The 26,200-nt window shown below is 48.4% G+C and carries 17 protein-coding genes; 11 read left to right on the top strand and 6 right to left on the bottom strand.

What is annotated here, in order from left to right:
* The first annotated feature begins 15 nt into the window (after positions 1-15).
* From ASD40_RS25450 to ASD40_RS25400, 11 genes are all read left to right on the top strand, one after another.
* Positions 16-1,167 carry an N-acetylglucosamine-6-phosphate deacetylase gene (locus ASD40_RS25450; RefSeq protein ID WP_235549375.1) on the top strand — a complete coding sequence of 384 codons (1,152 nt, stop codon included), beginning with the start codon at positions 16-18 and terminating at the stop codon, positions 1,165-1,167.
* Between the two features lie 193 nt (positions 1,168-1,360).
* Positions 1,361-2,188: a sugar phosphate isomerase/epimerase family protein gene (locus ASD40_RS25445; RefSeq protein WP_057305922.1), complete on the top strand. Its 828-nt coding sequence runs from the start codon at positions 1,361-1,363 to the stop codon at positions 2,186-2,188.
* Complete coding sequence (locus ASD40_RS25440; RefSeq protein WP_057305921.1) at positions 2,185-3,210, top strand: Gfo/Idh/MocA family protein; 1,026 nt, start codon at positions 2,185-2,187, stop codon at positions 3,208-3,210. Before ASD40_RS25445 ends, ASD40_RS25440 begins: the two co-directional genes overlap by 4 nt.
* 24 nt (positions 3,211-3,234) lie before the next feature.
* Entirely contained in the window at positions 3,235-4,524 is a 1,290-nt protein-coding gene (locus ASD40_RS25435; RefSeq protein ID WP_057305920.1) for a DegT/DnrJ/EryC1/StrS family aminotransferase, read from the top strand.
* On the top strand, positions 4,500-5,399 hold the full coding sequence (locus ASD40_RS25430) for a Gfo/Idh/MocA family protein (protein WP_057305919.1): 900 nt from the start codon (positions 4,500-4,502) through the stop codon (positions 5,397-5,399). Before ASD40_RS25435 ends, ASD40_RS25430 begins: the two co-directional genes overlap by 25 nt.
* A 12-nt stretch (positions 5,400-5,411) precedes the next feature.
* Positions 5,412-8,366 carry a family 78 glycoside hydrolase catalytic domain gene (locus ASD40_RS25425; RefSeq protein WP_200957463.1) on the top strand — a complete coding sequence of 985 codons (2,955 nt, stop codon included), beginning with the start codon at positions 5,412-5,414 and terminating at the stop codon, positions 8,364-8,366.
* Positions 8,332-9,642: an aspartate aminotransferase family protein gene (locus tag ASD40_RS25420; RefSeq protein ID WP_057305918.1), complete on the top strand. Its 1,311-nt coding sequence runs from the start codon at positions 8,332-8,334 to the stop codon at positions 9,640-9,642. Before ASD40_RS25425 ends, ASD40_RS25420 begins: the two co-directional genes overlap by 35 nt.
* A 29-nt stretch (positions 9,643-9,671) precedes the next feature.
* Positions 9,672-12,116 (top strand): hypothetical protein, encoded by a 2,445-nt coding sequence (locus ASD40_RS25415; protein ID WP_057305917.1) that lies wholly within the window; start codon positions 9,672-9,674, stop codon positions 12,114-12,116.
* 30 nt (positions 12,117-12,146) lie between these two features.
* Positions 12,147-13,274, top strand: coding sequence for a DUF4432 family protein (locus tag ASD40_RS25410; RefSeq protein WP_057305916.1), 1,128 nt, complete (start codon positions 12,147-12,149; stop codon positions 13,272-13,274).
* 27 nt (positions 13,275-13,301) lie between these two features.
* Complete coding sequence (locus ASD40_RS25405) at positions 13,302-14,177, top strand: SMP-30/gluconolactonase/LRE family protein (RefSeq protein WP_057305915.1); 876 nt, start codon at positions 13,302-13,304, stop codon at positions 14,175-14,177.
* A 41-nt stretch (positions 14,178-14,218) separates the two neighbouring features.
* Positions 14,219-15,721 carry a sulfatase-like hydrolase/transferase gene (locus ASD40_RS25400; RefSeq protein WP_057305914.1) on the top strand — a complete coding sequence of 501 codons (1,503 nt, stop codon included), beginning with the start codon at positions 14,219-14,221 and terminating at the stop codon, positions 15,719-15,721.
* Positions 15,722-15,794: 73 nt separating this feature from the next.
* Here ASD40_RS25400 and ASD40_RS25395 read toward each other — a convergent pair whose 3' ends face one another.
* The 6 genes from ASD40_RS25395 to ASD40_RS25370 form a co-directional block, all read right to left on the bottom strand.
* Positions 15,795-18,365: a LamG-like jellyroll fold domain-containing protein gene (locus ASD40_RS25395; protein ID WP_057305913.1), complete on the bottom strand. Its 2,571-nt coding sequence runs from the start codon at positions 18,363-18,365 to the stop codon at positions 15,795-15,797.
* Between the two features lie 275 nt (positions 18,366-18,640).
* Positions 18,641-21,097 carry a hypothetical protein gene (locus ASD40_RS25390; protein ID WP_057305912.1) on the bottom strand — a complete coding sequence of 819 codons (2,457 nt, stop codon included), beginning with the start codon at positions 21,095-21,097 and terminating at the stop codon, positions 18,641-18,643.
* Positions 21,098-21,257: 160 nt separating this feature from the next.
* Positions 21,258-22,709, bottom strand: coding sequence for an aldehyde dehydrogenase family protein (locus tag ASD40_RS25385; protein WP_057305911.1), 1,452 nt, complete (start codon positions 22,707-22,709; stop codon positions 21,258-21,260).
* 31 nt (positions 22,710-22,740) lie between these two features.
* Complete coding sequence (locus ASD40_RS25380; RefSeq protein ID WP_057305910.1) at positions 22,741-23,583, bottom strand: carbohydrate ABC transporter permease; 843 nt, start codon at positions 23,581-23,583, stop codon at positions 22,741-22,743.
* Between the two features lie 11 nt (positions 23,584-23,594).
* Positions 23,595-24,473: a carbohydrate ABC transporter permease gene (locus ASD40_RS25375; protein WP_057305909.1), complete on the bottom strand. Its 879-nt coding sequence runs from the start codon at positions 24,471-24,473 to the stop codon at positions 23,595-23,597.
* 59 nt (positions 24,474-24,532) lie between these two features.
* A complete protein-coding gene (locus tag ASD40_RS25370; protein WP_156390188.1) occupies positions 24,533-25,933 on the bottom strand; it encodes an ABC transporter substrate-binding protein in 1,401 nt (466 codons plus the stop codon).
* Positions 25,934-26,200: the final 267 nt, after the last annotated feature.

Here is a 26,200-nt window from a genome sequence, read left to right as displayed (position 1 = left end):
TGGGAGGAGAGCATTTTGCAAAAGATTAATGGGATCCATTATATAACCGGAGAACCGATCACCGTTACGATGAACCAAGGTTTCATTACGGAAATCCGTACAGCGCTTGATGAAGGAGGTCGGAACGATGATCGTTTGATTGCGCCGGGGCTCGTTGATCTGCAGATTAACGGATGCAACGGGATTGATCTGAATGTGTTCCCCATGGATTCAGAGCGAGTTCATTCCATTGTCCGTGAGGTTTGGAAAGAGGGGGTTACGACATTTTTTCCAACGATCACGACAAATTCAAGCGCTAACCTTATCGAAGCAATGACGGCGATCGCAAAGGCTTGTGATGAAGATGCTGTAACAGCTGCGACAGTGGGGGGCATTCATCTAGAGGGACCGTTTATATCACCTGAGAATGGCCCTCGAGGTGCTCATAAACGGGAATTTGTTTGTGAGCCCGATTGGGATGCCTTTGTACGTTGGCAGGAGGCGGCAGGGGGGCGAATTAGGATAGTAACACTGTCTCCTGAGTGGCCGAGTTCCATTGATTTCATACGCCGATGCTCAGAAAGTGGGATTACAGTCGCCATTGGCCATACTGCCGCATCTCCAGAGCAAATTCGGAATTCGGTCGCTGCCGGTGCCAGAATGTCGACCCACTTTGGCAACGGGTCCCACTTAACACTTCCCCGTCACCCTAACTACTTGTGGGAACAGTTAGCGGAGGACTCCCTATGGGTTTCCTTAATTGCGGATGGTTTCCATTTGCCGGAATCTTTTCTTAAAGTCGTCATGCGCATGAAGCAGGAACATGCCATTCTCGTAAGTGATGCTGTGCATTTAAGTGGGATGCCTCCAGGGACATACTGTTCACACAATCGCATCCATGTTGTGAAGACGAATGAAGGCCGACTTCAATTAGCGGATGAGCCTCTGTTGTTAGCGGGCTCAGCACAGATGCTTCCATGGGGGATCGCACATTTAATTAGTAAGAAGCTTTGTCCCTTGCATGAAGCATGGGATATGGCTTCTGTTCGTCCGTCTATTTTGATGAATTTGTCAACTAGCAGCGGGTTGCAAGTAGGGAGTCCAGCTGATCTAGTGCTGTTTAAGAAAGAGGAGGACGGAGGGATTTTCATCTGCGAGACTTATAAACAGGGATTTCCCGTTATTTAATAGATCAGAAAGTATAAGTCTGCCGACTTAAATTTTGCTTCGCATCGATCTTGGTAAACGCATGCGTCCTTAAAGGACGCATGCGTTTATTCTGGATTGAGGCACAAAATGACATGTTTTAACGCTAAAAAACATGTTCAAACCCACTCATATTGACTACTCTGAATATATATCTGGGTAAAGGGGGCTTTCTATGATTTGGAATCGTCTTGGTGTTATCACGGACGAAGTCTCACCATCGCTAGTTGAAGCGCTGAATTGGGTATCGGATCAGGGACTTAAGCATGTTGAGATACGCATGGTGGACGGCGTAAACATCCTGCATTTGAATGATCAGCAGATTGAACGAGTGAGAGATGAGGTCGCTTCGAGAGGATTGTATGTCTCTGCCGTTTCCTCGCCTTTGTTTAAATGTGCATTAGATTCGAACCGCCCCGTTGCATCCGGAGATAAGTTCGGTAATCCCGACGAAACGGTGGAAACTCATATGGATTGGCTGCCCCGAGCCTTTCACATTGCTCGTACGCTAGGTACGAAACGAATCCGCATTTTTTCATTTTGGCGGGAAGATGAGCCTGAACGGTACACAGCAGAGATCGTCGGGCATTTAAGTCTGGCAGCGGCGGAAGCAGAACGGGAAGATATGTTACTGCTGCTGGAAAACGAACATTCCTGTAATGGAGGCTATGCTTCCGAAGTCGCTCGTATCGTTCGCGAAGTGAATTCTCCCGCGCTGAGGGTGCTTTGGGACCCTGGAAATGAAGAAAGATGGAGCCCTTCTTACCCAGACGGTTATGAACATGTGAGGGATTTAATTGATCATTTTCATCTGAAGTATTGGTATGTAGCTAAAGGACAAGACCCGCTTCTACATCAACTGACAGCGCTCAATCGAGATGGTTATTCTGGGCTTTATACCATTGAAACCCATTATGTCCCCGATGGCGGTACGAGAATGGATGGTACCCACCTAACATTGATGAAGCTCAAGGAACAGATCGAGAAGTGGCAGCTAACATGAAACAATGGGGATTCGGACTGATAGGTTGTGGTTCAATCGCTGACGTTCATTTAGAAGCTTTAAGCAGTATTGATCATGCACGGCTTATAGCCGTTGCCAGCAGAACAGAGCAGCGTGTGCGGGAGACGAGTGCACGGTATGCTTGCGGATGGACGACCGACTACCGAGAGATTTTGGATAACCGAGACATTGATATCGTCTGCATTACGACGGGAAGCGGCACTCATAGTCGTATCGGCATGGAAGCCCTATTGGCTGGAAAACATGTGCTCGTTGAAAAACCGATAGCCATGACGGCTGATGAGGCTTCGGAAATGATTGACTTAGCGGAGAAGAAACAACTGACCTTGTCTGTCATGTCACAAACTCGGTTTTATCCGCATCATCAGCTGCTCAAACGGACGATTGAAGAAGGCAAAATCGGTAAACTACTGCTTGTGGAGGTTTCTCGTCCATTTTATCGAACCCAGGCTTATTATGATGAAGCCTATTGGCGCGGAACGAAAGCCGAAGATGGCGGGGCCTTGCTTAATCAAGGTATCCATTCGATTGATCTGCTGCTCTGGCTTGCCGGTAAGGTGAAATCTGTTGCTGGGCTAACAGCTACGCAAACCCATCAAATGGAATCAGAAGACATGGGGCTCGCCATGTTAACCATGGAGAACGGAGGCTTTGCAACCCTTATGAGCACAACCTCCGCATTACCTGGATTTCCACCTAGCATTAACGTGTATGGAGATAAAGGAACTATTAAAACCGTAGGTCAAGAGATCTCCCATTGGACGGTTCCTGGTATCCCGGTTCCACACTTTGAAAATGACAAGATAAGTGGAAATGCCGGAGCTGATCCGCGAAATCTTAACTCCTCTTATCATAGAATGCAGATCATCGATTTTATTGAATCCGTCAGCCAAAGGCGAAAGCCAGCAGTGACGGGTGAAGCCGGCAGAGACGCGGTTCGCCTTATTGAGTTGATTCGCCGATCATCGGATATGGGTGGTAAACCAGTCCCATTCGAATAATAATCAGTCAAGGAGGAATAGTCCATGAAAGAGCAATTGGCTATCAATGGTGGAGAACCGGTTCGCAGTAAACCGCTTCCGCCGATGTTGAGAGGTGCAATGGTTTACGGGGAGGAAGAGACGGGGCATGTAGCTAAGGTTGTTGCCGCAGGCTCTCCGTTCCGTTATTACGGGCCGAACCTGCAGGGAGCGGTTGAGGAGTTTGAGCGGCTTATGGCAGAACGGTTGAATGTTTCATACGTTCTTGGCGTTTCATCTTGTACAGCGGCACTAATTGTTGCATTAAAGGCACTCGGAATTGGCTATGGCGATAAAGTGATCGTTCCAGCAAACACTTTCACAGCAACAGCGGGAGCGGTCGTGTGCGCGAATGCCGTTCCGGTGTTTGTCGATATGGATGACACGTTAAATATGGATGTGGACGATTTGGAAAGGGTCATGGATGATGAAGTGAAGGCGATAATCGCTGTTCACATCAATGGCAGTGCTTGCGATATGGACCGAGTTATGGCATTCGCTCGTAAGTACGATCTTCCGGTTATTGAAGACGTTGCGCAATCACTTGGCTGTACCTATAAGGGGCGCTATTGTGGCACGATCGGGGATATTGGCGTATATAGCTTTCAAATGCAAAAGATTCTCACTGCTGGAGAAGGCGGAGCTGTGGTCACGAATTCGCCGGAACTGTTCGAGCGGGCTGCTAGATACCACGATCAGGGCAATTTTCGGGACAAAGGCAAGTATCAAATTACGCCTCAGTTTTCGTTTATTGGTCAAAACTACCGGATGAGTGAAATGACCGGTGCCGTCATGATTGAACAGTGGAAAAAGCTTGATACGGTCATCTCCGCTATGCAGAAGCATCACCTAACAATTCGCGAGGCATTGAATACGCAAATATCAGGCATTCGAATTCGTCCGTCGGTTGATCTGCAGGGCGATGTTGACTGCGTTTTTGCTTTGCAGCATTCAACAAAAGCTGCAGCAGATGCGTTCATGGCAGCTATGAACGCAGAGAACATCTTCTGCTTCAAAATGTACGGAGGAGAGCCGATTTACATGCAATCTTTTATCTTTAATCAAAAAACGACGGACAAAGATAACTTTCCTTTCAACTTTCCGTTCCAAAAACCGGTCGTCTACAGCAAAGGGATGTGCCCGCACGCGGAAGACTTACTTCAGCGGACTACGCTCCTTCCAGTAAGCCCAATCATGACGGAAGAAGACACACAGGATATCATAAACGCGGTGGTTAAAGTTTGCAAAGGACTGCTGCTGGAGGGAATCGCATGGTCGAACTCAAGCTTGGCCTAATTGGCCTAGACACTTCCCATTCTAAAGTGTTTTCCAAAATATTAAACGATTCGAATGATCCTAATCACATCTCGGGGGGGCGAGTAATTGCGGCTTTTCCGGGTGGATCACCGGATTTTAAAGCGAGTGCTACACGTGTGGATGGATATACAGCCGACCTGCGAGATGGGTTAGGGGTTCACATTGCGGAGTCTCCAGAAGAGGTGGCGATGAGCTGTGATGCTATTCTGCTCACTTCTGTAGACGGCCGGGTGCATCTAGAGCAATTTGCTAAGATTGCCCCTTATGGAAAGCCTGTTTTTATTGATAAACCTTTAGCTATTAGTCTGAAGGAAGCGCAAACAATAGCCCATATTGCGGAGTTACACGGTATTCCATGGATGAGCGGTTCAGTTCGACGCTATGCGGACGCTTTAAACGCGGCGTTAAACAGGGAGAACAACAGTAACATCACTGGGGTCGACTGTTATGGTCCGATTGAATTTACACCTACTCAACCTGGCTATTATTGGTACGGCATTCACCTTGTCGATGTGCTATATCGGATACTCGGAACCGGCTGTCGTTCTGTTACGGCCTTCTCGGAGAATGGTCATGAAACGGTTACGGCGGTTTGGAAGGACGGTCGTATTGGAACTTTGCGGGGCAATCTGCACAATGGTACACATGGAACTTTGATTCATCGGGAAAAAGTCTCGGAGTACGTGGACACAGCCGCTGACGGGCTGCGTAAGTATGCGAATTTATTACAGGATATTTTGCATATGTTTCGTACCGGAGAGCCCCGCATTATCCCGCATGAGACTTTGGAAATTATCCGGTTCATTGAGGCAGTCAATGAAAGCCGAGATTCCGGAAAAACCGTTTCGCTCTAGGGGGAGTTCAGTATGCACATACAAATGGATGGCTTGGCAAAATGGATCTGGTCAGACGGTGAAGAGAGTCCACGCAACCAATGGAGATGTTTTCGCAAATCGTTTGATGTGCCGGCAAAAGGTTGGACTTCAGCCCAAATTGCAATCACAGCCGATTCACGATTCGCGCTTTATATAAATGGCGAGCTATTGGGCCGTGGTCCGGCTCGCTCGTGGCCTTCAGAGCAAATCTACGATGTATATGAAATTGGGAGGCTGCTAAAGCCAGGTAAGAGCAATACCGTTGCAGTGCTTGTTCAGCATTTCGGTTTGTCCACCTTTTATTATTTGAGGGGACGTGGCGGTCTGCTTGCACAGCTTGAGCTCCTTTCACAGGAGCAGACGGTTATGGTATTAGGCTCCGATGTTTCATGGCTGACATCACGTCACCTAGGGCAAGACCCTCGTGCGCCGAGGATGTCGACGCAGAATGCTTTTGCAGAACGAATTGATGCAAGAAAGTGGGATAACACTTGGGTAAGTCCCGACTATGACGACACCGATTGGACACCGGCAACCCTTATAGGGCCTGTAAGAGCGGAACCGTGGACAAGGCTTATTCCTCGAGATATTCCCTTCCTGACGGAAGAACCCATATATGCAGCGCGAATTGAAAGCTTAAGCAAAGTTAAGCCGATTCGATGGAATGCCTATATCGACATTCGCAATCAAATGGTGCCCGGCAGTGAGGGCCATATGAACGCGGTCACGTTTGGAGGATATCTTTCCACAGTCATTCGAGTACCAAAAAAGACGAAAGCAGTACTGGGCTTTCCCAATTCAAATATCTTCGGGCCCCTTACTTTAGGAGGAGTTCCATACACAACCGATCAGTTTTACGGAGAGGTACCGGAAAAATATGTGGCCGTTGAGCTAGCAGAAGGCGACAACCTGTTTTATATGGACATCACCGGGGCTGATCATTCGGTAGGCTTTTATATGGGTATTGACTGTGAGGAGCAGTTTGAGGTCGTATCCCCACTCTCAACGGATGACTCGCAATCCTCGTTTGTTACGTTAGGGCCGTTCGAATATGAGGTAGTTGCCAATCGCCCCGTTGACCGAAAAGTGGTGTGTGTTCATCCTGACTATATCCGGGCGAAGGGGTTATCTTCAAAAGAACAGTTAACTGACTTTCAGGAATGGGTCCGGCCGGTACCGAAGGCGCTCGTTGACGACGCTAACGTGTTTACGCAGAGTGTATGGAAAAACCGTGCGGAAGCACTCGCCGTGCCCAGTCAGCTACAAAATATCATAAAAGCGAACTCGTTACCTGGCGAAGTTCCATTGTTTGACGGACAAGATACTGAAATCATCATTGATTTTGGACGATTAACATCGGGTTATCTTACATTAGAAGCTGCATGTCCCGCGGGTACGATCCTAGATTTTTACGGATTTGAATTTATGGAAGACGGATGGCGCCAGGAAACTTACAAGTTAAACAATACACTTCGTTACGTGTGCCGAGATGGATTTCAATCTTATGTGTCTATGGTTCGCCGAGGCCTTCGCTATTTGATGGTGACTGTACGTCGTGGGGAAATGGAAGGGGAAGGACCTGTTCGACTTTATAACGTAGGAATAAGGCAAAGCACTTATCCAGTTGCAGAGATTGGACGGTTTCAATGCTCCGACTCGCTGCTTACAAAAATATGGGATATTAGCCAGCATACCGTCCGGTTATGTATGGAAGATACATTTGTGGATTGTCCCACCTATGAACAGACGTACTGGGTAGGAGATGCTCGCAACGAAGCGCTAATTGGGTATTACTTGTTTGATGCTGAGCCGCTCGTTCGGCACTCTCTTAACTTAGTACCGGGCTCTTCAGGGCAATCACCTTACTATGTCAGTCAAGTCCCAAGCGGTTGGAGCGCCGTCATACCGAATTGGACATTTTTCTGGATAACGGCTTGTAAGGAATATTATTATCGTACCGCTGACGTGGCATTCGTAGTACAGATTTGGCCTCATATCCGTTTTACATTAGAACATTACCTAACTCATCTGAATGAAAAAGGTTTATTTGATTTTCAAGGCTGGAACTTTTTCGACTGGGCGGAAATTGATCAGCCTAATGACGGGATTGTAACGCATCAAAATTTATTTCTGAAGAAGGCTCTGCAAGATGCTTCGGAATTAGCACAAATAACGGGTGACCCCAAAACAGGCGCGTTTTATGATCAGGCAGCTGAGAAGCTCATAACAGCGATCAACCTTTATTTATGGTCGGAGGAAAGAAAAGCCTATTTTGACTGTATCCATGCGGATGGACGTAAATCGGATCGCTTCAGCATGCAAACCCAAGTAGTGGCTTCGTTATGTGATGCAGCAGATGGGGATCGTAAAGTGATTATTGATAATTACCTCGTTGAAACTCCTTCTGAGTTTGTACAGATTGGAAGTCCGTTCATGTCCTTTTTTTACTATGAAGCTTTGGCCAAAAAGGGACACTACAGGCAGATGTTAGATGACATCCGAAATCGGTTCGGGCAGATGATCGAGCATGACGCAACTGCTTGCTGGGAGATGTTTCCGAATTCTACCAATCGGCAAAATGACAAGTTTCTTTCTCGGAGTCACTGTCATGCCTGGTCGGCAGCACCCGGATATTTTTTGGGAGCCTATGTTTTGGGGGTTCGAAGTAGGGGCCCGGGTTGGCAGGAAATCATTGTTGAACCGAATCCATGCGGATTAGAGTGGGCGCGGGGCAGCGTGCCTCTGCCTGGAAAGGGACGAATTGATGTATCGTGGAAAGTGGAGGAAGTCGGTAAGATTGCGATTCGGGTCGAGGCCCCGTCTCATATTTGCGTAAATATTCAGGTTCCAAACGGCTATGAAGGTCGGGTTGAGCTCGTACAAAATACAGCTGCAAACGGAGGCGAAACCCATGAAAAGCTATGCTCAATCGAAGTCCCATTTTGAAACATCCTCTCAATATTTAGCAGGGGGAGTAGCCAGTTCGCTTCGGGCAGCGATGAAACCTGCTCCGCTCTTCGCTGATTCCGCTTCCGGCGCCTATATTCGTGACATCGATGGCAATGAATATGTCGATTATTTACTAGCCTATGGACCGCTTATTCTGGGTCATGCCCATCCGGAGCTAACGGATCGCATCCACAAGGCTATGCAGGGCGGATTCACGTACGGGCTACAGCACAAAGGAGAAATAGAACTGGCGAAGCGGCTCGTAGAGGTGCTGCCAGGTGCAGAATTAGCAGCTTTCAGCGGTTCCGGCACCGAGGCTGTCATGCTTGCGTTGCGCGTAGCGAAGGCTTACACAGGCAAACGCAAAATCGTACGGTTCCACGGTCATTACCACGGTTGGTCGGATTCTATATTCACTTCATTCCCGAGTGCCGACATGAAAAAAGGAGTCGGTCAGGCGAACGCAGATTCTGTCATCCTTCCAGGAACAGGAGGGCAGAGCGAAGTTTGCCTGCAGGAAGTCATCTTGCTGCCGTGGAATGATCTGCAAGCGCTGGAGGACCTGCTTAGAGCGCATCACAATGAGATTGCCGCTGTCATTACAGAGCCTGTCATGTGCAACTCTGGCTGCCTCGCGCCTCAGCCTGGTTACTTAGAGTCGATGCGGAAGCTGACCGAAGAACTCGGTATTACGCTTATTTTCGATGAAGTGATTACCGGATTCCGGCTTGGTCTTGGAGGGGCTCATGGTCGTTTCGGCATCCTGCCTGATTTGATTGTAATGGGAAAAGCTTTAGCTGGCGGTATCGCGTTAAGTGCGGTAGCCGGTAAAAAGGAATGGATGAATCTTATCACTACAGGAGAGGTCAGTCACTTAGGGACGTTGAATGGCAACTGTATCTCCACTTCAGCAGCACTTGCGGTTTTAGACGTGCTTTCAAGGGATGGCGGTGCTGTTTTCCAACAGATGGAAGACACAGCCAAAGGCTTGGTCGACGGACTTCGCGGGCTGCTTCAGAAACATGGAATTCCTGGAGTAGTGAACCAGGTTGGACCGGTATTTCACATGATGTTCGTCGACCTTCCGGAGGTGAGTAATTTTGCTGCATTCTCCAAACGGGATGCTGGTAAATATGCGACATTTGCGGAGCGAATGCTGCAGCAAGGAGTATTAGTAAGACCAAATGGCTTATGGTACGTTTCCACAGTCCATCGAGAAAAAGAAGTGAATCAAACACTTCATGTCGCTGACCTTGTTTTTAGCAGCCTTTAACATTGTAAAGCGAGATTGGAGATCCTTTTATGTCCAACGGAGAGAGCTTGCGTATTCGAATGATCGCATGGCATAAAGCTTCCGAGAATGAAATGTCCGGACGAATTCGCCGTATTTTGCAAAAGTGGCTTCCCTATGCTGACAGGCAGTTTGAAGATTGGTCTTGGCGCCCTGCATGTGGGCACTTCTTTGGCGGTGCCTATTGGTATGGGCTGGAAACCGCCTATACGGCATCCGTATATGCATTGCTTGCGAAACATTCGAATTATGAGGAAAAGTTGACAGGAATCCCTCGTGAAGAAGTAAAGCGGAAAGCGATTGCAGCGATCCGCTATTTAGGTTTCACTCACGATACAGGTCCGGAGGATTGTGTGCGGGCTGAAGGGAGGAACCATTTTTGCAGCTTGACGAAATGGGGCGGAAGAGGGCAAAAGTTCTTTCCGGCCAGCCAAACCGGCGTGACGGTTGCTTCCTTCGGGTTATCGGCGTGGCTGCTCTGGGAAGATCTAGACGAAGAAACACGATATTTGGTCGCGAATGTGCTGACCAGTTATGCCGACCGCTGGTGCGAAGAGGATCCGAGAAATGGAGCTTATCATGACACGCAAACCGAGGAGAATGCTTGGACTGCAGGTGGAATTGCAGCGGCACTTGCGCTGTTTCCTAACCACCCTCAGCATGAAATGTGGAAAAAGGGTTTTGAAGCCTGGTCATTAAACGCCATCACGACGCCGATTGATCGAATTGCGGAACCGCGATCCATAAATACCGTTACGTTCCACCCCGACTTTACGACGGAAAACCACGGTTTCGCACACCCCGGATATATTTGTGCGGGCATTAATCTACGAGGGATTCATGCAGTATTTTCCTTAATGGGAGATGAACCCATTGCGGAAACGGTGCTGTATAACAATGAGTCTCTCTACAATAAAACGATTAAAGTGTGGGCGCAGTTTGACGGCTTAGCTGTCCCCGTACAAGGTCAGGATTGGTGGTATAACAGGCAGCACGAACGTCAATTTACCCATGCGTTTATGAATGTGATTCACAAGGATAGGGATGCGTCATTGTTAGAACGAAGAGCTCTTGCCATCATTGAAGGTATTCAGAATAGTAATGAACAAGGTTGCCTTTTGGAGGAAAACGGGGAGCAATGCATCATCTCCGGTTATCAAACGGCCAAAGATATGGAGCATACATCCGCTAAGGACTTGGTCACTTCCTGCTTACTTCACTTGTTTGGAGGCGCGGGTACGGATGTCAGCGATTCGGACGAAATGGCAGATAGACTGAGTGGAGTTTACGTGTATCCGTATGGCTGTTCGGTGATTCACAGGACGCGAGATAGCTTTTCAAGCTTCAGTTGGCGTAACCGTGTGATGGGACTGACTTTCCCTGCAAAAGGTTGTTGGAGCATCACGCCGCTGCCTGCTAGTTACACAGGTACAGTAAATTTTGAGGTTGATTCGCCGAGATCCTTGCTCTTTAACGAACGATTCGTTCTGCAAACCGAGAGGGAAAACATTCGTGCCTATGAAGATGGTTTCGGTGCGATAGCTTCGTTTATGCGGGGGGACGGAGAGCTTCGGCAGGATGTAGCTTTTGTATCTTTGTCAGATCAGAAAACGGTCTATATAGAACGTATTCAAGTTTTGAAGTCTTGTAAGATTGCTGAAATGAATACCGGGATGATTGGAATCCGCAATGAACGATACAGCGCTATGCCGGAGTTAGCACAGGGCCGCAAGACGCTTTACTTCCCAGATCAAACCGTTTCATACGAAGGGTTTTACGGTCGTGAACCGAATAGGATGACAGATTTTGATCCGACGAAATGGGTTCAGGTGGATGAGGAAATCGGATATGTCCTATTCGGTTCCCAAGGAATACGGTACGTCAATCAGCATGAATATCCGAAATGGAAGGGCGTAGAGGATATTCTCATCTTAAACAGGCGCAGCGAAGAAACGTTCAATTGTCCAAGCACACTGGCGCCTTTTGTAGTGGTCAGCTTGCCTAACCGAACCAAGGAGGAGACGAATGCCATTGCGAATCAAACGCACCTTTTTACTTGTGAAAAAGATGGGGTTGTGCTGCTTGAATGTGAGGGACAGTTAGTATTCACAAATTTCAATACATCTGGTCTGACGGTCCAAACTAAAAGGGAAAGTAATTTGAAACTGAACCGATTCCCCTTATACGAAGGAAATAATCGGATTGAAGAGAATACGTACTTCTGGAGCGGCAAATTGGACGCTTTTACGAGCGGATTTCTAAGTAGTGAATGGACGTTGGAGATGATAGATGCAAGGCAAACGGGTTCATGTACATTAGAGATATCAGCGCTGCCTAATCGTCTATATTTGACGAATCGGAGAGAGAAAATCGCCTCGATTGTACTTCACCATGCTAAAGGGTATCGGCGAATGATCGAACTTGCGCCAGATTCGACGGAAATTTTGGACTTTTAAATAAAGCCCGAGTGAAAAGGAGGAGAGGTCGTGTATTTACCACGGAGCAGCGCTGCGCGTATCAGCTGTGAGATCATATATCAGGGACAAAGAATGGCTGTGTTAGAGAATGAACAAATAGCGGTCACTCTGCTTTTAGATCAGGGGGGCAGCATTGTGGAATTCCGCTACAAACCTTTGGATGTGGATGTCATGTACCGGGCTCCGTGGGGAATGCGGACATGGGGGAAATGGGTTCCAACCACATCAAACCCCCGAGGCAATTGGACGGACCATTATCCGGGCGGCTGGCAAGTGATCTTTCCAGCAGGAAGTATGGCCTCCACTTACAAGGGGGCTGAGCAAGGAATGCATGGCGAGGCAAGTCTAATGGCTTGGGAGTATGAAGTATTATTGGATACACCCGACGAAGTCGCCCTGTTGATGCGGGTGGAGACGCAACGTTTGCCTTTCCGCATGGAAAGAGAGCTGCGACTCAAACGGGGAAGCGGTACGCTACAAATTCGTGAAACGGTAGAAAATGTTAGCCCTGTAGAAGTTCATTGCATGTGGGGGCAACATCCAGCAATAGGCGAGCCATTCCTCGGTCCGGGATTAGAGCTGCATTTGCCACCCTGCCGTATTACTCGTTCAGCAGGCGGGGAAGACTTGCCGGGACGAGTTGTGCCTGGGACGTCCGGCGAATGGCCTTATCTGCCGGGACGGGAAGGACAGCCCGTCGATTTGAGACGAATGCCGCCACGCGAACAGTTGGCTGCTGATATGCTTTTTGCTGCAGAGCTAGAAGAAGGTTGGGTAGCGGCATGTAATCCACAGCTGGGGATGGGGTTTGGAATAAGCTGGCCACTTGAAGTTTGGCCGCATCTTTGGATTTGGCAAGAGTTTGGCGGAACGACCGGCGCTCCATGGTTCGGCCGAGCTTACACGATGGGAATTGAGCCTTTCAGCAGCATTCCTGGACCGGACTTGCCGGGATTAGCTGGTGCAGTCGCCAACGGCACTGCTATGCTTTTTGCTCCATTCGAAAAGAAATCCATCACGTTTAACACGGTAGCTTTTGCCTATGAAGGGAAATTGCAGCGGATTACACCGGACGGGGAGGTACAATGGCAGGAATGTGCTAAGGCCAATGATTGGTTACCACGCTCGCCTGAATGAGCCAAAATTGAAAAGGGGGGAGACGCCATGAAATACAAGGCTGAGCTTGTTGTCGATGCAAAATGTTCATTAGGGGAAGGTCCTGTCTGGGCCCCCTCCTGGCAACAGGTCCTTTGGATTGATTACGACGAAGGGACTTTACACGATTATTACCTTTCCAGCGGAATTCACCGCATACGAAAGCTGCCGATGAGAATCGCTTCATTTGCGCTCAGGGAAAGTGGAGGCCTCCTAATTGCGGGAGAACGAGGATTGGCTTTATATAATCCGGAAGATGGAAAGTTAGATTTATTTTGCGATCCGGAAAGCCACCTTCCGCAGAACCGTTTTAACGACGGTAAATGCGATCCGAAAGGTCGATTTTTTGCGGGTACAGCCTCCAAGGGGAACAAGCGGGAAGGGGCGCTGTATGTCTTCTACCCAGATGGGAGTTACAAGCAATTGGATGCAGGCATCGGTTGCTCCAACGGTATCACCTGGTCCATTGACGAAAAGACGATGTACTATATCGATTCACTTGCCTACCGAGTGGACGCTTTTGATTATGACATGGAAACGGGACTAGTTGCCGGTAAACGCACGGTGATCTCTTATCCGGGAACAGAGATTTTACCCGACGGCATGACCTCTGACGTAGAAGGTATGATCTGGGTAGCTGAATGGGGCGGGTGGAAAGTGAGTAGGTGGAACCCTGCTACGGGTGAGCGGTTGGCGGTCGTTGAATTGCCGGTAAAATATGTAACATCCTGTGTTTTCGGTGGTAAGGATATGGACGAATTGTACATCACGTCGGCCAGTTCCCCTTTATCGGAGGATGCCCACGCAGAACAACCATCGGCAGGCGGTTTGTTCCGTGCGAAAATCGGCATCAAAGGCCGTCCGACATATCTCTTCAGAGGGTAGCATTCTTAGCCTGTAATTAGTTGGGAAAGGAGAAAAGCGAAATGAATGAGAAACGCCCAAATATTTTGTTGATTTTGACCGACCAGCAGCGTATCGATACGATGAAATGTTATGGGGGCACGGTATGTCAGACGCCAAATCTCGACCTATTGGCGGAAGGGAGCATTGTTTTTGATAATGCGTATGCAAGCTGCCCCATCTGTACGCCAGCCAGAGCGTCTCTGCAAACAGGATATTATCCGTTCAACGTCGGCATGCAGGCCAATACCTATGGAGCCCATTGTCTGATCCGCGAGCTGCCTGATGACCCGATGCTGCTCAGCCGCCAGCTTTTGAAGCAAGACTATAGTGCCGGATACACCGGGAAATGGCATCTGGGCCACGGAAAAGAGATTATCGAAACTGAGGATTTCCGAAGATATGGCAAGAAATCGATTACGTTTCCCGAGTTTCAATATAATATCCGCAGCCTGCCCACCGACTTGGGGTACGAAGGCGACGATTTTCCTGGGCACGGGGATGGCGGTTACGAATATCCGGAGTATCTACACTACTTGGAGGAAAACAATCTCCGCTTCGAAACGGTAAACACGTTATCCGGCAATTTTGACGTACATACCGCATCGGAGGTCGTGTCTCCAATCGAATCGACAGTGGAGTATTATTTAACCGATAGGGCTATTCATTACATCGACCGTTTCCGTCGTCGCAGCAGTCCGTTCTTCTTCGCTTTGAATTTTTGGGGACCTCACGAGCCCTATATGGCCCCGACGAAGCATCTCGATTTATACCGGAATCAGCAGTTAGAACCCTGGCCTAATTTTTATGACAACAACGAGAATAAGCCATCGATTCATAAAGCCCGAATGGCCAATTCCAAGGATTGGTCGGCTTTTGATCCTTACGTTAAGCACTATTACGGTTTTATGAGCTCGATTGATGAACAAATAGGAAGACTTCTCGATTATATGAAGCGAAACGATTTGTTTGATCATACGACGATCATCTTCTCAGCTGACCATGGCGAATCGCTTGGCATACACGGTGGCTTGAGTGATAAAGCGTTCTTCATGTATGAAGAGACTTGCCGCATTCCGTTGCTCGTAAAGCCAGCCGGGTCCAAACAAGAGATGCGAAGAGAAAATCGGTTCGTCGGCTCCTGCGATTTGTATTCCACGATTCTAGAGCTGTCCGGGGTACCTCGGGAAACGGCAAACTCCCGAGACGGTCGTTCGTTCGTGCCGCTTTTGGATGAGGAATCCGTCACCGATTGGCCGGATTGCGTCGTGACGGAATGCTCCGGCCTAGAAAATGTGCTATTCACGCAGCGGATGATTCGGCACAGCAATCTAAAGTACGTTTTTAACTGCGGTGACCTGGACGAACTATACGACCTTAATCAGGACCCGCATGAAATGTTCAATCAGGTCGCTAATCCAACATACGCATCCTCGCTCGCGTTCATGAGAGGAAAGTTGGCGGAATGGATGAACGAACACCAAGACGGATTGCTAAAGCTTTTCAAACGAATGAGGGAAGTGTAAGGAGAACGACATAAAGAAGCCCTCAAATACCTCCTGACGGAAGTATTGAGGGCTTTTCCCTAGTTATAACCGTTTATCGGCCAAGTCTATAAGCATCTAGAATATCGTTATCGGATAATTGGCGGTTGTAGATGCGCAGGTTATCAATTCCCCCGTTCCAATAAGAGTCCGAAGTTTTACTCACCCCGACTAGCATACCGCTCGTTTCAGATTGTAAAGTTTTGGCGGCAGAAGCCTCGAGCGAACCGTTCAAATACAGTCTAACCGTCGAGGTGTCATAGGAAACTGCAACAAACACCCAGGATCCGATAGGAATCGTATTCGTCGAGAGTAAAGGCGTACCGCCAAGGTAGGTTCCAAGCGTTGCTTCCGGACGTCGATACAGCCAAATTTTACCGTTCGTTCCGTCTTGCTGCAAAATTTCCTGAACTGTTCCGGAGGAAGCATCCAGCTTAACCCAGGCTGTGGCAGTGAAATAATTGCCTACTGGGTTGAGTATGTTCGGCAGAGTGGCATAATCGTTCACGCCGTCCAGATGAAGCGCGCCATTCATTTTGCCGGTCGTCCAGTTCGCACCGTTAACGAGCGTCGCAGCCTGATTGTAGCCGTTAGAATCAGCCGCCGTCGTGCCAGATGTTTCGTCGAATTTCCACCAGCCGCTATTCCAAATATCTTTCATTTCCTGTGCTGTCAGCTTGCGGTTATATATCGACACATCGTCGATTTCGCCGTTCCAGAGCTCGCCTAATAATTTGTCTGCGCCGATAATCATGCCGCCGACTGCTTCCGAATTCGCCGTGACATTGTGGCTCGTATCCAAGACGCCGTTTAAATAAAGTCGGGCAGTCGTTCCGTCATAAGTGAGGCCTACATGCGTCCATGTGCCGAGAGGAATCGTACCCATAGAAATCGTCGCCGTGCCGCCGAGGAACGTTTCCAATGTTCCGTCGGAACGGCGGCAGAGCCATATTTTTCCGTTGGTGCCGTCCTGCTGCAAGATTAATTGCACGCCTCCGGAGGAATTATCGAGCTTCACCCATGCGGCTGCGGTAAAGCCACGTACATTGGAGGGACTCGCAGGATCGAGAACATGAGGTGTCGTAGCGTAGCTGGATGTTCCATTAAAATTAAGGGAGCCCCCGATTTTGCCAGACGTCCACGTTCCGTTCACAATGGTTGCGTTATGCACGAATTCGGTGCTGTCTGCACCTGTAGTGCCGCTCGTTTCATCAAATTTGTAATTAGCGATTCGTTCCAGATCAACGGGATTTAGCGTGGTGAAAGCGGCAAAGCTTTGCGTGTTCAGCCTTACGGTAATGTTACCAGAGGAATCGGCTTGAACGGAGCTTTCATCGGTAATGCCGCCGTCTCCGTTATCATTCCATACATACATGCGGAAAATTTTGTTCGCCCCGAGTCCGCCAATTGAAATGGTCGTGGATGCGCCTGTATCGTTCAGCGCATAGACAGCCATGTTGCTGGAGCTCGGATCCTTCAAGGCGGTAACCAGCTTGCCTGTGACAGATCCGGTGACACTGACTAACTGCCAATGAGAATTGGAGGTATGCGAAAACAAACGGGTGACATCATAAATCGGCTTCATCGGATACCCATCCGTTCCGCTACCAATTTCACCGTAGTACTGGGTGCCATTATCATATTTCGCTTTATAGGCGTCCCACTTGGTGGTGGCCACGAACTTTTTGTTCATCGCATTCATCGTGAACCAGGCATGCTCGTAAGCGTTGATAATCGTATCTTCAATCGGTATAGAGGTTCCGTTGAGGCAGCCGGGATCCTGCGTGCATGAGATTTTATCCCCCCGAATTCCGTACTCCATGATATAGACGGGTTTACGTCCCGCCATCGGCTCTCCGTCGACGATGGTACGGATATCCGTCAATCGCTGTATGGCATAGGCTGTATTGTCGTAATCCCAATAAATATGAACGGAGTAGCCGTCCAAAACGTCGCTCATGTTATTGGCCATATAATCGAACCATGACTGCTGGTTGTTATAGAGCAAATCGCCGCCGATTAGCTTGATCGAGCTCCGAATTCCTAAAGTGGTTAAATCCGTGCTCAGAGTCCGGTAAAAGGTCTCGTAATCCGTTTGGGTGATCGATGTGGAGTTGACCTCGTTTTGGATGGTGATATATTTTACATTCGTATAACCTTTGGTGACTCTTAGGTTGTAAAGCTCATTGGCGAAATCCTGCATTTGTTGAGAAACGTTTGTATAGGGGCCATGCCAGTAAGTGATGTTAATTTCGGAGCCTGAATTCTGTGCGAGCTGCACCGTTTTTTCGAAGGAGGACATGTAATCGGGATAGTTTGTGGTATCGAAGGCTTTCGTGTCAAAAAAGATCCTGACGATTTGCGGTTTCATTGCCTTTACTTCGTTCTCCAGCAATTCTACGTTCCCCGTTGTGATACCATCGACCGCGCTGATGGAGGCGTACAGGTTTTGATTGAACTCGGCACCGTTTCCGATGTAATCCGATACAACGACAGTGCCAGTATTGACGGTGAACTCAGATGCGGCTAGAGCGATTTGTGTCGGTATAATCAAAGTAACGGGAACAAGCATGAGAAGGGTGAGAGCGGCCACAAAACGTTTTCGGACCTTTCGATAAATCTTCATCGAATTCACTCCATTTCAAAATTGGATTGTGATGAATTTGGTAAGCTTTCCTTCACCTCCTTGTTGGACACCTCAGTTGAACTACAATGCTGCCAGCCCAACTGTTTACCAATCCTTAATTTATCTATAGTGCTTATGAGTTGGCGTAAGCATGTTGTTTTATGATAAATCATGGTTTTTAATGATTAACTGGTTTTGTGGAGATTTTAAAAAAAGAAGATCGCCCAGGGAAGTACCCAAATGACGATCTCCAATAATTTCAGCTTATAACCGTTTTAACGATAGTCAGCACGTATAATGAGTTTGCCCGTAAGTCCAGTCAGATCAATCGTCTCGTTACTAGCATTGAATTTGGTGTAAGGTTGACCGTTCACCTTGACGCCGATTAGATGCTTGTTTGCAGGAACCCGAAGCCGCAGCTGGAGGTTACCGATAGGTTTCTGGCTAGGTACATCAAGGTCGGCCATAACTTGATTCTGCTCGATTTTGGAAGTAATGGTATAGCTAACAGATCCGAACAGGGAAGGGGCATCGTTAATTTGAATTTTCTTGCCATTCTCAAGCCAGCCCCTCGGCGTGGAAAAGGCTAGCTGCAAGCTTTGCGGTTCCCCCTTGTTGTTGGTCACATCATTGATTAGCATTAACCGCAAGAGCCGCAAGAAGAAGCCGTTGTTAGCGGTGTTCGGCGAGAGGTACATCCCACGGTAGTACTCGTTTGGTTTCCAGCCATTTTCAAAGCTTGGCGGCGTGCAGGGGGCTCCGATCGCACAGGCGCCAAACTGCAGAGGCCATTTGGAGGCAAGAGGACCCACATTTGCCGCTTCGCCGGTTATAAAAGTATTTCTTGTCATGCCGTGGGCCAGTTGATTATATAGACTCAGAACCATCTGATCGGATTGGTCGTTATCTGCGAGAAACTTAGCCTGCTCAGCCTCGTAAACATCGTTGATCGCGCCGTCCCGAACCTTTAATAGCCCCATCAGGCGCGATCCATGGTTGTAGAGATACTGGAGAGTAGCTTTCGCTTCCGGGGATTCGGGAGCATATGCCTGAGCTGCAAATCCATATTGCGCAACCAGATTCCAGTAACTGCCTAGTAAAGTAACCGGCAAATGGTCATAGGGATCTTCTTTATCCAGCAGCATTGCCTTCGTGAAAAGACTGCCGTCCGGCATTACGGTGCTAGATTGTTTAATGGCTTTATCAAACCAAAGTCGCAGATCGTCTGCAATTGGGCCGTATTGTTCGGCCAGATCGGTTTTACCCAGTTCTCTCCAGACAGAAACCATATTTTGCAAACCGAAGAGAGCCGTCCCGATTTGGTGCAGTCCATAGACAAGTCCCTTAACATCACTTGAGTACTGCTGACGTTCCAGCAGATGATTAACAGTATCGCTAGCATGCTGGGCTGCAAGATCGACTGCATAAGCTTTGTATGCCTCCAAATTTTCGATAATCAGAGAAGGGTCGCCTGTTAATCGGTAATAGTCAGCAGCATGAGAAAGCTTCTCGCCAATCTCCCAGTTGCGACGGTTGAGGCCTTTGGATTTGGGCAATAAGTCCTGCAGTGCATTTTTATACACATTTGTGAAACCATAGCGTCCTAGTGTCTCCATAGTTGTGCTGCTTTCCGGCTGATAAAAGGCCTCGTAGGCATTTCCTAAGCTATAGCGCCAAGTCATTAGTAGATCCTGAATCAACAGGTTGCGCTGGGCATCCATTACATTACTTTCGGGTATTTGGAAGATTGTTCCTTCCGATAACCGATTCTCCCAGTATGCTGCAGATTCAATGCGGGCATTTTCTTGTCCATCTTTATCTGCAATAATTGCGGGTGCATTGACGATCGGGGTGACGGGCCTCACGATAAATACAGAATGTTTTCCGTTATTGTAGTTATCGAGGTTGTAGACCAGATCTGAATTGCTGAACGTGGCACCGGGGCTGAAATACAGATAGGTACGACCCTGCTCGTCAAGCAATTGATTCCCCTCTTGGTGGAGATTGCAGTTACTACATACTTGGAACCGGACGTTAGCAGGATTAGGGCTCGATTTGAGATGGTCGGTCGTAATCTCTACGAAGCTGGCTACAATATCAGTACCTGGCAGGTTGGTTGCGAGCGACTCCTGTTGATACTCGATCCCGTCATGATCGCGGTATTGCAACTGTAGGATCGGGAGATATCCTTTGTACAATGCAGGAGTGCTTAGGTTGGTCAAACAAGAGCCGAATTGCTCTTGACCACCCGCACCGACAAAAATTCTAGTGCTAAGACTAAGGTTATCGGCTTTATTCGAGATAATTTGACTGCCATCGGCTGAAGTCAAAGCCAAATCACCGCGGGCGGTTGACTGTTGAGGCTGCCCGAACGGGATGTAATAGACTCCCGTATCCGTCAAAAACCCTCCTTGCGCAGCAGGGGCAATCGTGTACATGATGGGTGTGAAGAAGTCCTTCACGTTGTCAAAAGTAGGACCCTCAGGCTTGGCAAGAATCTGTTGACCGTAAACATCCTGTGTTGTAGTCAATGCCTCAACTACACGGCTCTTGTACTGGGCGCTGAGAGCAGGTAGCTCTGTACCGGGCGTGCATCCGAGCGTTCCGGGATTAAGTCCTATCGCGATCGCCGATTCTGAACCTGCTGCAGAAGCCGGAAGTGCAGCCGTTAGGAATAGGCACAGAATGACGAAACTCATGAACATTGATTTGACTAATTTTTGCATAAGCATAAGCTAAAAATCACTCCTTTACATAATAGGATTATAGTTTATAGAAATAAACGACCAATTTTACATGCATGATCACATCCCTTCATCTGAACACGATGAATCAAGGAATTGATGCCAGTTGAAAGAAGGAGTAGAAACGTTACGCGTCGGAACGCTTTACTTATTCTGTTATGGACGGACTGTCGAGGTAGACGGTCTTGATCTGGGAGTAAAATTCCTTGGCTGATTTGCCCTGTTCCCGGGAATTGGAGCTCGATTCCTTCATGCCGCCAAACGGGACATGCGGTTCCGCGCCCGCCGTCTCGGAATTAACATGCACGATGCCGCAATCCGCTTCATCGATGAAGTGCATGGCTTTTGCGACATCCCGGGTAAAGACCGATGTGCTCAGACCGAAGTTGCTTTGATTCACAAGTGCAATGGCTTCGCTAAGGTTGACGGCAGAGACAACAGAGACAACTGGGCCGAATATTTCTTCCTTCGTAAGGCGGCTTTCGGGCTTTACATTCATGAAAACCGTAGGCGATACAAAATAGCCGTTTGAGTCGGGGGAATCTCCGCCCGACACTAGGCGGGCGCCTTCGAGTTGACCGATTTGAATGTAGTTGAGTACGGTTTGCTGCTGATCAAGTGAAGCTAATGGCCCCAAATAAGTTTTAGGATCGAAAGGGTCGCCAACTTGCAAAGTACGGCAGCGATCAACCAACGCCTCTGTGAAAGCGTTCATTAATGGCGCTTCAACGATCACCCGGCTGGTGGCGGTGCATTTTTGACCTGACGAGCGCATAGCACCGCGAACAGTCATTTCCACAGCAAGTTCGAGATCGGCGTCGGAAAGCACAACCGCTGCATTTTTCCCACCCATTTCAAGCTGATATTTAGCACCACGGGAGGCGCATGAAATACCGATGCTTCGACCAACGCCGTTGGAGCCGGTGAAAGAAATTGCGTGCACCTGTGGATCATTCACCAAGGCGGTACCCAAAACAGATCCCCGACCATAAACTACATTTAGTACGCCTTCCGGAAGACCCGCTTCCAAAAGCACCTGTGTCAGGTGATATGACGTTAGTGGTGTTAAATCCGCTGGTTTCCATACAACCGAATTGCCATAGACTAAAGCGGGGGCAATCTTCCAGGCCGGAATAGAGATAGGGAAATTCCAAGGTGTGATTACACCGACAATACCGAGCGGTTCCCGACGAGTATAGAGCATAGTACGGGGGTCGGCTGCTGCATATACTTCTCCCGTTTCCTGACGTGCTTCGCCAGCGTAGTAGCGCAGAATTGCAGCAGCGCGCATCGTCTCGCCTTTTGCCTCTATAAATGTTTTACCCTCTTCGAGGGACAGGTCCCGGGCTATTGCATCGACTCGCGCGGCAAGCAGATCGGAGGCGCGGTATAGAATCTCCCCTCTTTCCAAAAGACCCATTCTTCGCCATCCGGGATAAGCTGTTGCAGCGGCAGATACGGCATCCTGCAGATCAAGCGGGTCGCTGTCCGGAAATTGCGCTAAAATCTCTGAGCTGCGGCTGGGATTGAGGTTGGGGCGCAATTGACCCGAACGGGAGGCGGTCCATTGTCCGCCGATAAGGTTATGATAGGTTTCCATCTGTCACAGCTCCTGTCTATTAATGTATGAATTATCCCTTAAGTGCTCCAGCCGTTAATCCCTTTGTGATTTGGTCCGACAACAGCATATAGAGAATTAAGACCGGCAGCAGCGCGATTAACATCCCAGCAAAGAGGTATACCCACTGAGCGGTAACTTCAGCGTTAACGTCAAGGTAGTATAGACCTACAGCGACGGTATAATTGGCCGAGCGGGTTATGAACACAAGTGCATAGAAGAATTCGTTCCAGGCCCATAGAAAATTTACCACAAATACGGCGGCTAGCCCCGGGCCGGCCATTGGAAGGAATATCCTGATGAAGGAATGCAGAAGAGGTGCCCCGTCGACGGCTGCGGCTTCTTCCAATTCGTGTGGAATCGCCTTGAAAAATCCGGACAAGTAATAGATTGAAAACGGAAGCATTAACCCTGTGTAGATGATGATCAATCCGATCGTGGTATTTACCAAATGAAGATTCACCCATAGAAAATAGAGGGGTACGACGGCCAGAATGACAGGCAGCATAATCCCCACGAGGAAAAATTGCTGCAAAAATCCTACCCATTTTACGCCACGAATTCGTGAAAGAGCATAAGCCGCCAGCGTTGCTACAAGCAGTGAGAGTGTCGTCGAGATGACGCTAACCACAATGCTGTTGCCGAAATATGAGTTCATCTTGGCGCGCCGCCAGGCTTCCGTATAATTGGACCATTTCCATGTCTGGGGGAGATGCCAGGGAAGGGAAGTGATAAATTCGGAATTATTCTTTATCGACTGCAGTGCAACCCAGATAAAAGCCCCGATAGTGAGACATGTATAAATGCAGAGAATCAGATAAATCATTAACATTTTAGCTCGGATAGCGAGAGACATAGATCAACCTCCTAAAATTCATAGGATTCGCGACGATTCAAGAGATTCGCGAGCCAGGTGATCACCATGATCACAAGCATCATCAGCGTTGCTAGTGCAGTGGAGTATCCGAACTTGTTGGAAACAAAGGCAATGCTGTATACGTATGTAGCTGCAACCTCGGTGGAGTTCATTGGGCCACCTTGGGTCATTACGAACACCCAAGCAAAAGCCTGGATAGCGTGGATAATCCATAGAACGATGAGGGAACGGAGTACGTCCCAAAGAAGGGGAAGGCTGATGTGAAAAAACTGCTGTCGGTCGTTAGCCCCGTCCACCTTAGCGGCGTCGTACATATCGGTTGGAATGCGCTCCAGACCTGCAGAAATGAGAACGACATACATGCCAATGCTGTGCGAGACAGATGCTGCCGTTACTGCCAATAACGCAGTATGGGTATTTCCCAGCCACGGAGTGGCAAACGTTTCCAATCCTATCGCTTTCAGCAAGGCGTTGAGCAGCCCCCAATTGGGGTTGAGGAAAAATTTCCATATCAGGGATGTGACTAACACCGATATGACCACCGGCGTGAAGATGATAAATCGAAAAAAACGCTTAATGCGTATGGGTTGGGATAGGCACCAGGCCAAAAAAATGGCAGGCACGAAGAGCATAAATAAGCTGAGGCAAGTATAGATCATTGTGTGTTGCAAAGACGTCCAGAAGAATGGGTCATTGACTGCGTTAATGTAATTTTTCAAACCTACGAAGCTATAGCTGGTCTTCAAGGAGCGATCGGTGAAAGAATAGAGAATCGTCTGCACCATAGGTAAAATGAGTACGACTGTATAAAGCACAATCGCCGGCAGAACGAATGGCCAGAACAAGCGTTGGCGAAGTCTCTCCAGCATATGGACCTCCTGAGAAAAAATAGTGGCGGGGGGCGACTGCCACCCCGCACATTGATGTTTTATTGGCCACGTAGTCGTGTGAGATTGGTATCGATCTCCTGCACCATTTGCTCCGCTTTGACACTCTTGAAGTAGAGGTGAGTGACAGGCAAGTACCAAGCATCAGCCCGTTGCTTGTCAAAGATGATCCCATAATAGTAATAAGTGAGTGAGGCGTTCGCTGCATCCTTCAGCATGCTGTCCAGCCCGGGAATGGAAGCAGGGGTCGGAACGCCTTCGTATGGTGAGATGAACCCAAGATCTTTGGACCGGACTGTCTGCTCCTCTTTGGAGGTAAGGGTCCGAAGATATTCAACTGCGAGATCCGGGTTCTTCGATTTATTGGCGGTGCTCCATTGGAAAACGGTGCCTAAGACACCCTTCTGGTCGCCCTGGCCACCCGGTATCGTCGGAAACGGTACGATTCCGATCTGGAAATCAGCGGGAATGGACTGCTTCATCTCGCCAACCAGCCATGAGCCCATCAGAATCATGCCGGCTTTGCCACGGAAAAATTCAGTCTGTGCACCGGTGAAGTCTGTCCCTTCGAAGCCTTTCAGGAAGTCGCCATCGCTCACCAGTTGCTCCAGCTTCTTCGCAGCCCTCAGGAAGCCGGGGTTATCGGCGGCCTTTTTGTTACCCCAAGCGACGTCCATCACGGCCTGTGTACCGACCTCCCTTTGCAGCAAATAGTCCCACCACATGCCCATATAGCCATTGTTTGTTCCAGTGACTGCAATCGGATCCACGCCTTTAGCTTTTAGAGCTGCGGATACCTGAATCAGATCATCCCATGTGGCCGGAGGTTTGAGTCCGTGCTGTTCGAACATCTTTTTATTGTAATAGAGTCCTAATACGATTGCCTGATCGGGGACTGCATAATACTGGCCCTTATATTGTGAGAACGAGCGAAAAAGCGGCATGATCGAATCCTCCCAAGTTTTACCGTCGTAATCGGAACGCTTGGTCGTTTTCAAAGTGTCGGTGATGTTTTTCAATTGGCCTTCTTCCACCCAGTGATAAGAGCTGGCATTGGCCCCGTTGAAAATGTTATCTACATCCAACGGATCGCCGCTTTTCCAACGCAGCTCGAGTTGCGGGCGAGCTTTCGTATTAGAAAAAGTGTAAGTCATCAGAGTACCGGAGAATTGCTTTGCCAAATTATCGCCTACACGTTGGACTGCTTTAAAATTATCAGAGCCTTCGGGCCAAAGCGCTCCAACTTCCAATGGGCCGCCTTTAATCACTTTTGTTGCTTGGGTTGCTGGAGTTTGGTTAGCAGGAGTAGGAGTGCTGGTGTCGCCAATAGTCGAGGTTGGTGTAGAGCTGCTGCAGGCGGTCGTCGCTAAGAGACTAGTAAAGAGAATAGAGCCAATATAGTTCTTCAAATTACGGTGCATGTCGTTCCCCCTTAGGTTCAATATATTGAACTTGAGTACAAGAAATCGATTGTAGAATTAATTTATCATCTTGATGACTTAATTTCAAGACGCAAATGCAAAAAAAATATCTTGATGTTATGTAATATGACGCTATTTCATGGCGAAAAACGAAAATGATATCGTTTACATAAATATTAGTAAATTATCCATTAAAAAAACAAAAAAACACGTTAGGATATATGACGTGATTAGTGGCAGGTCGAACGATAGATAGAAAAAAGAGAAAGTCAGTCTATGACTTCCTCT

It is taken from the genome of Paenibacillus sp. Root444D2 (genome assembly GCF_001426375.1).
Classification (GTDB): Bacteria; Bacillota; Bacilli; order Paenibacillales; family NBRC-103111; genus Paenibacillus_E.
This window is presented reverse-complemented; position numbering and strand designations above follow the sequence as displayed.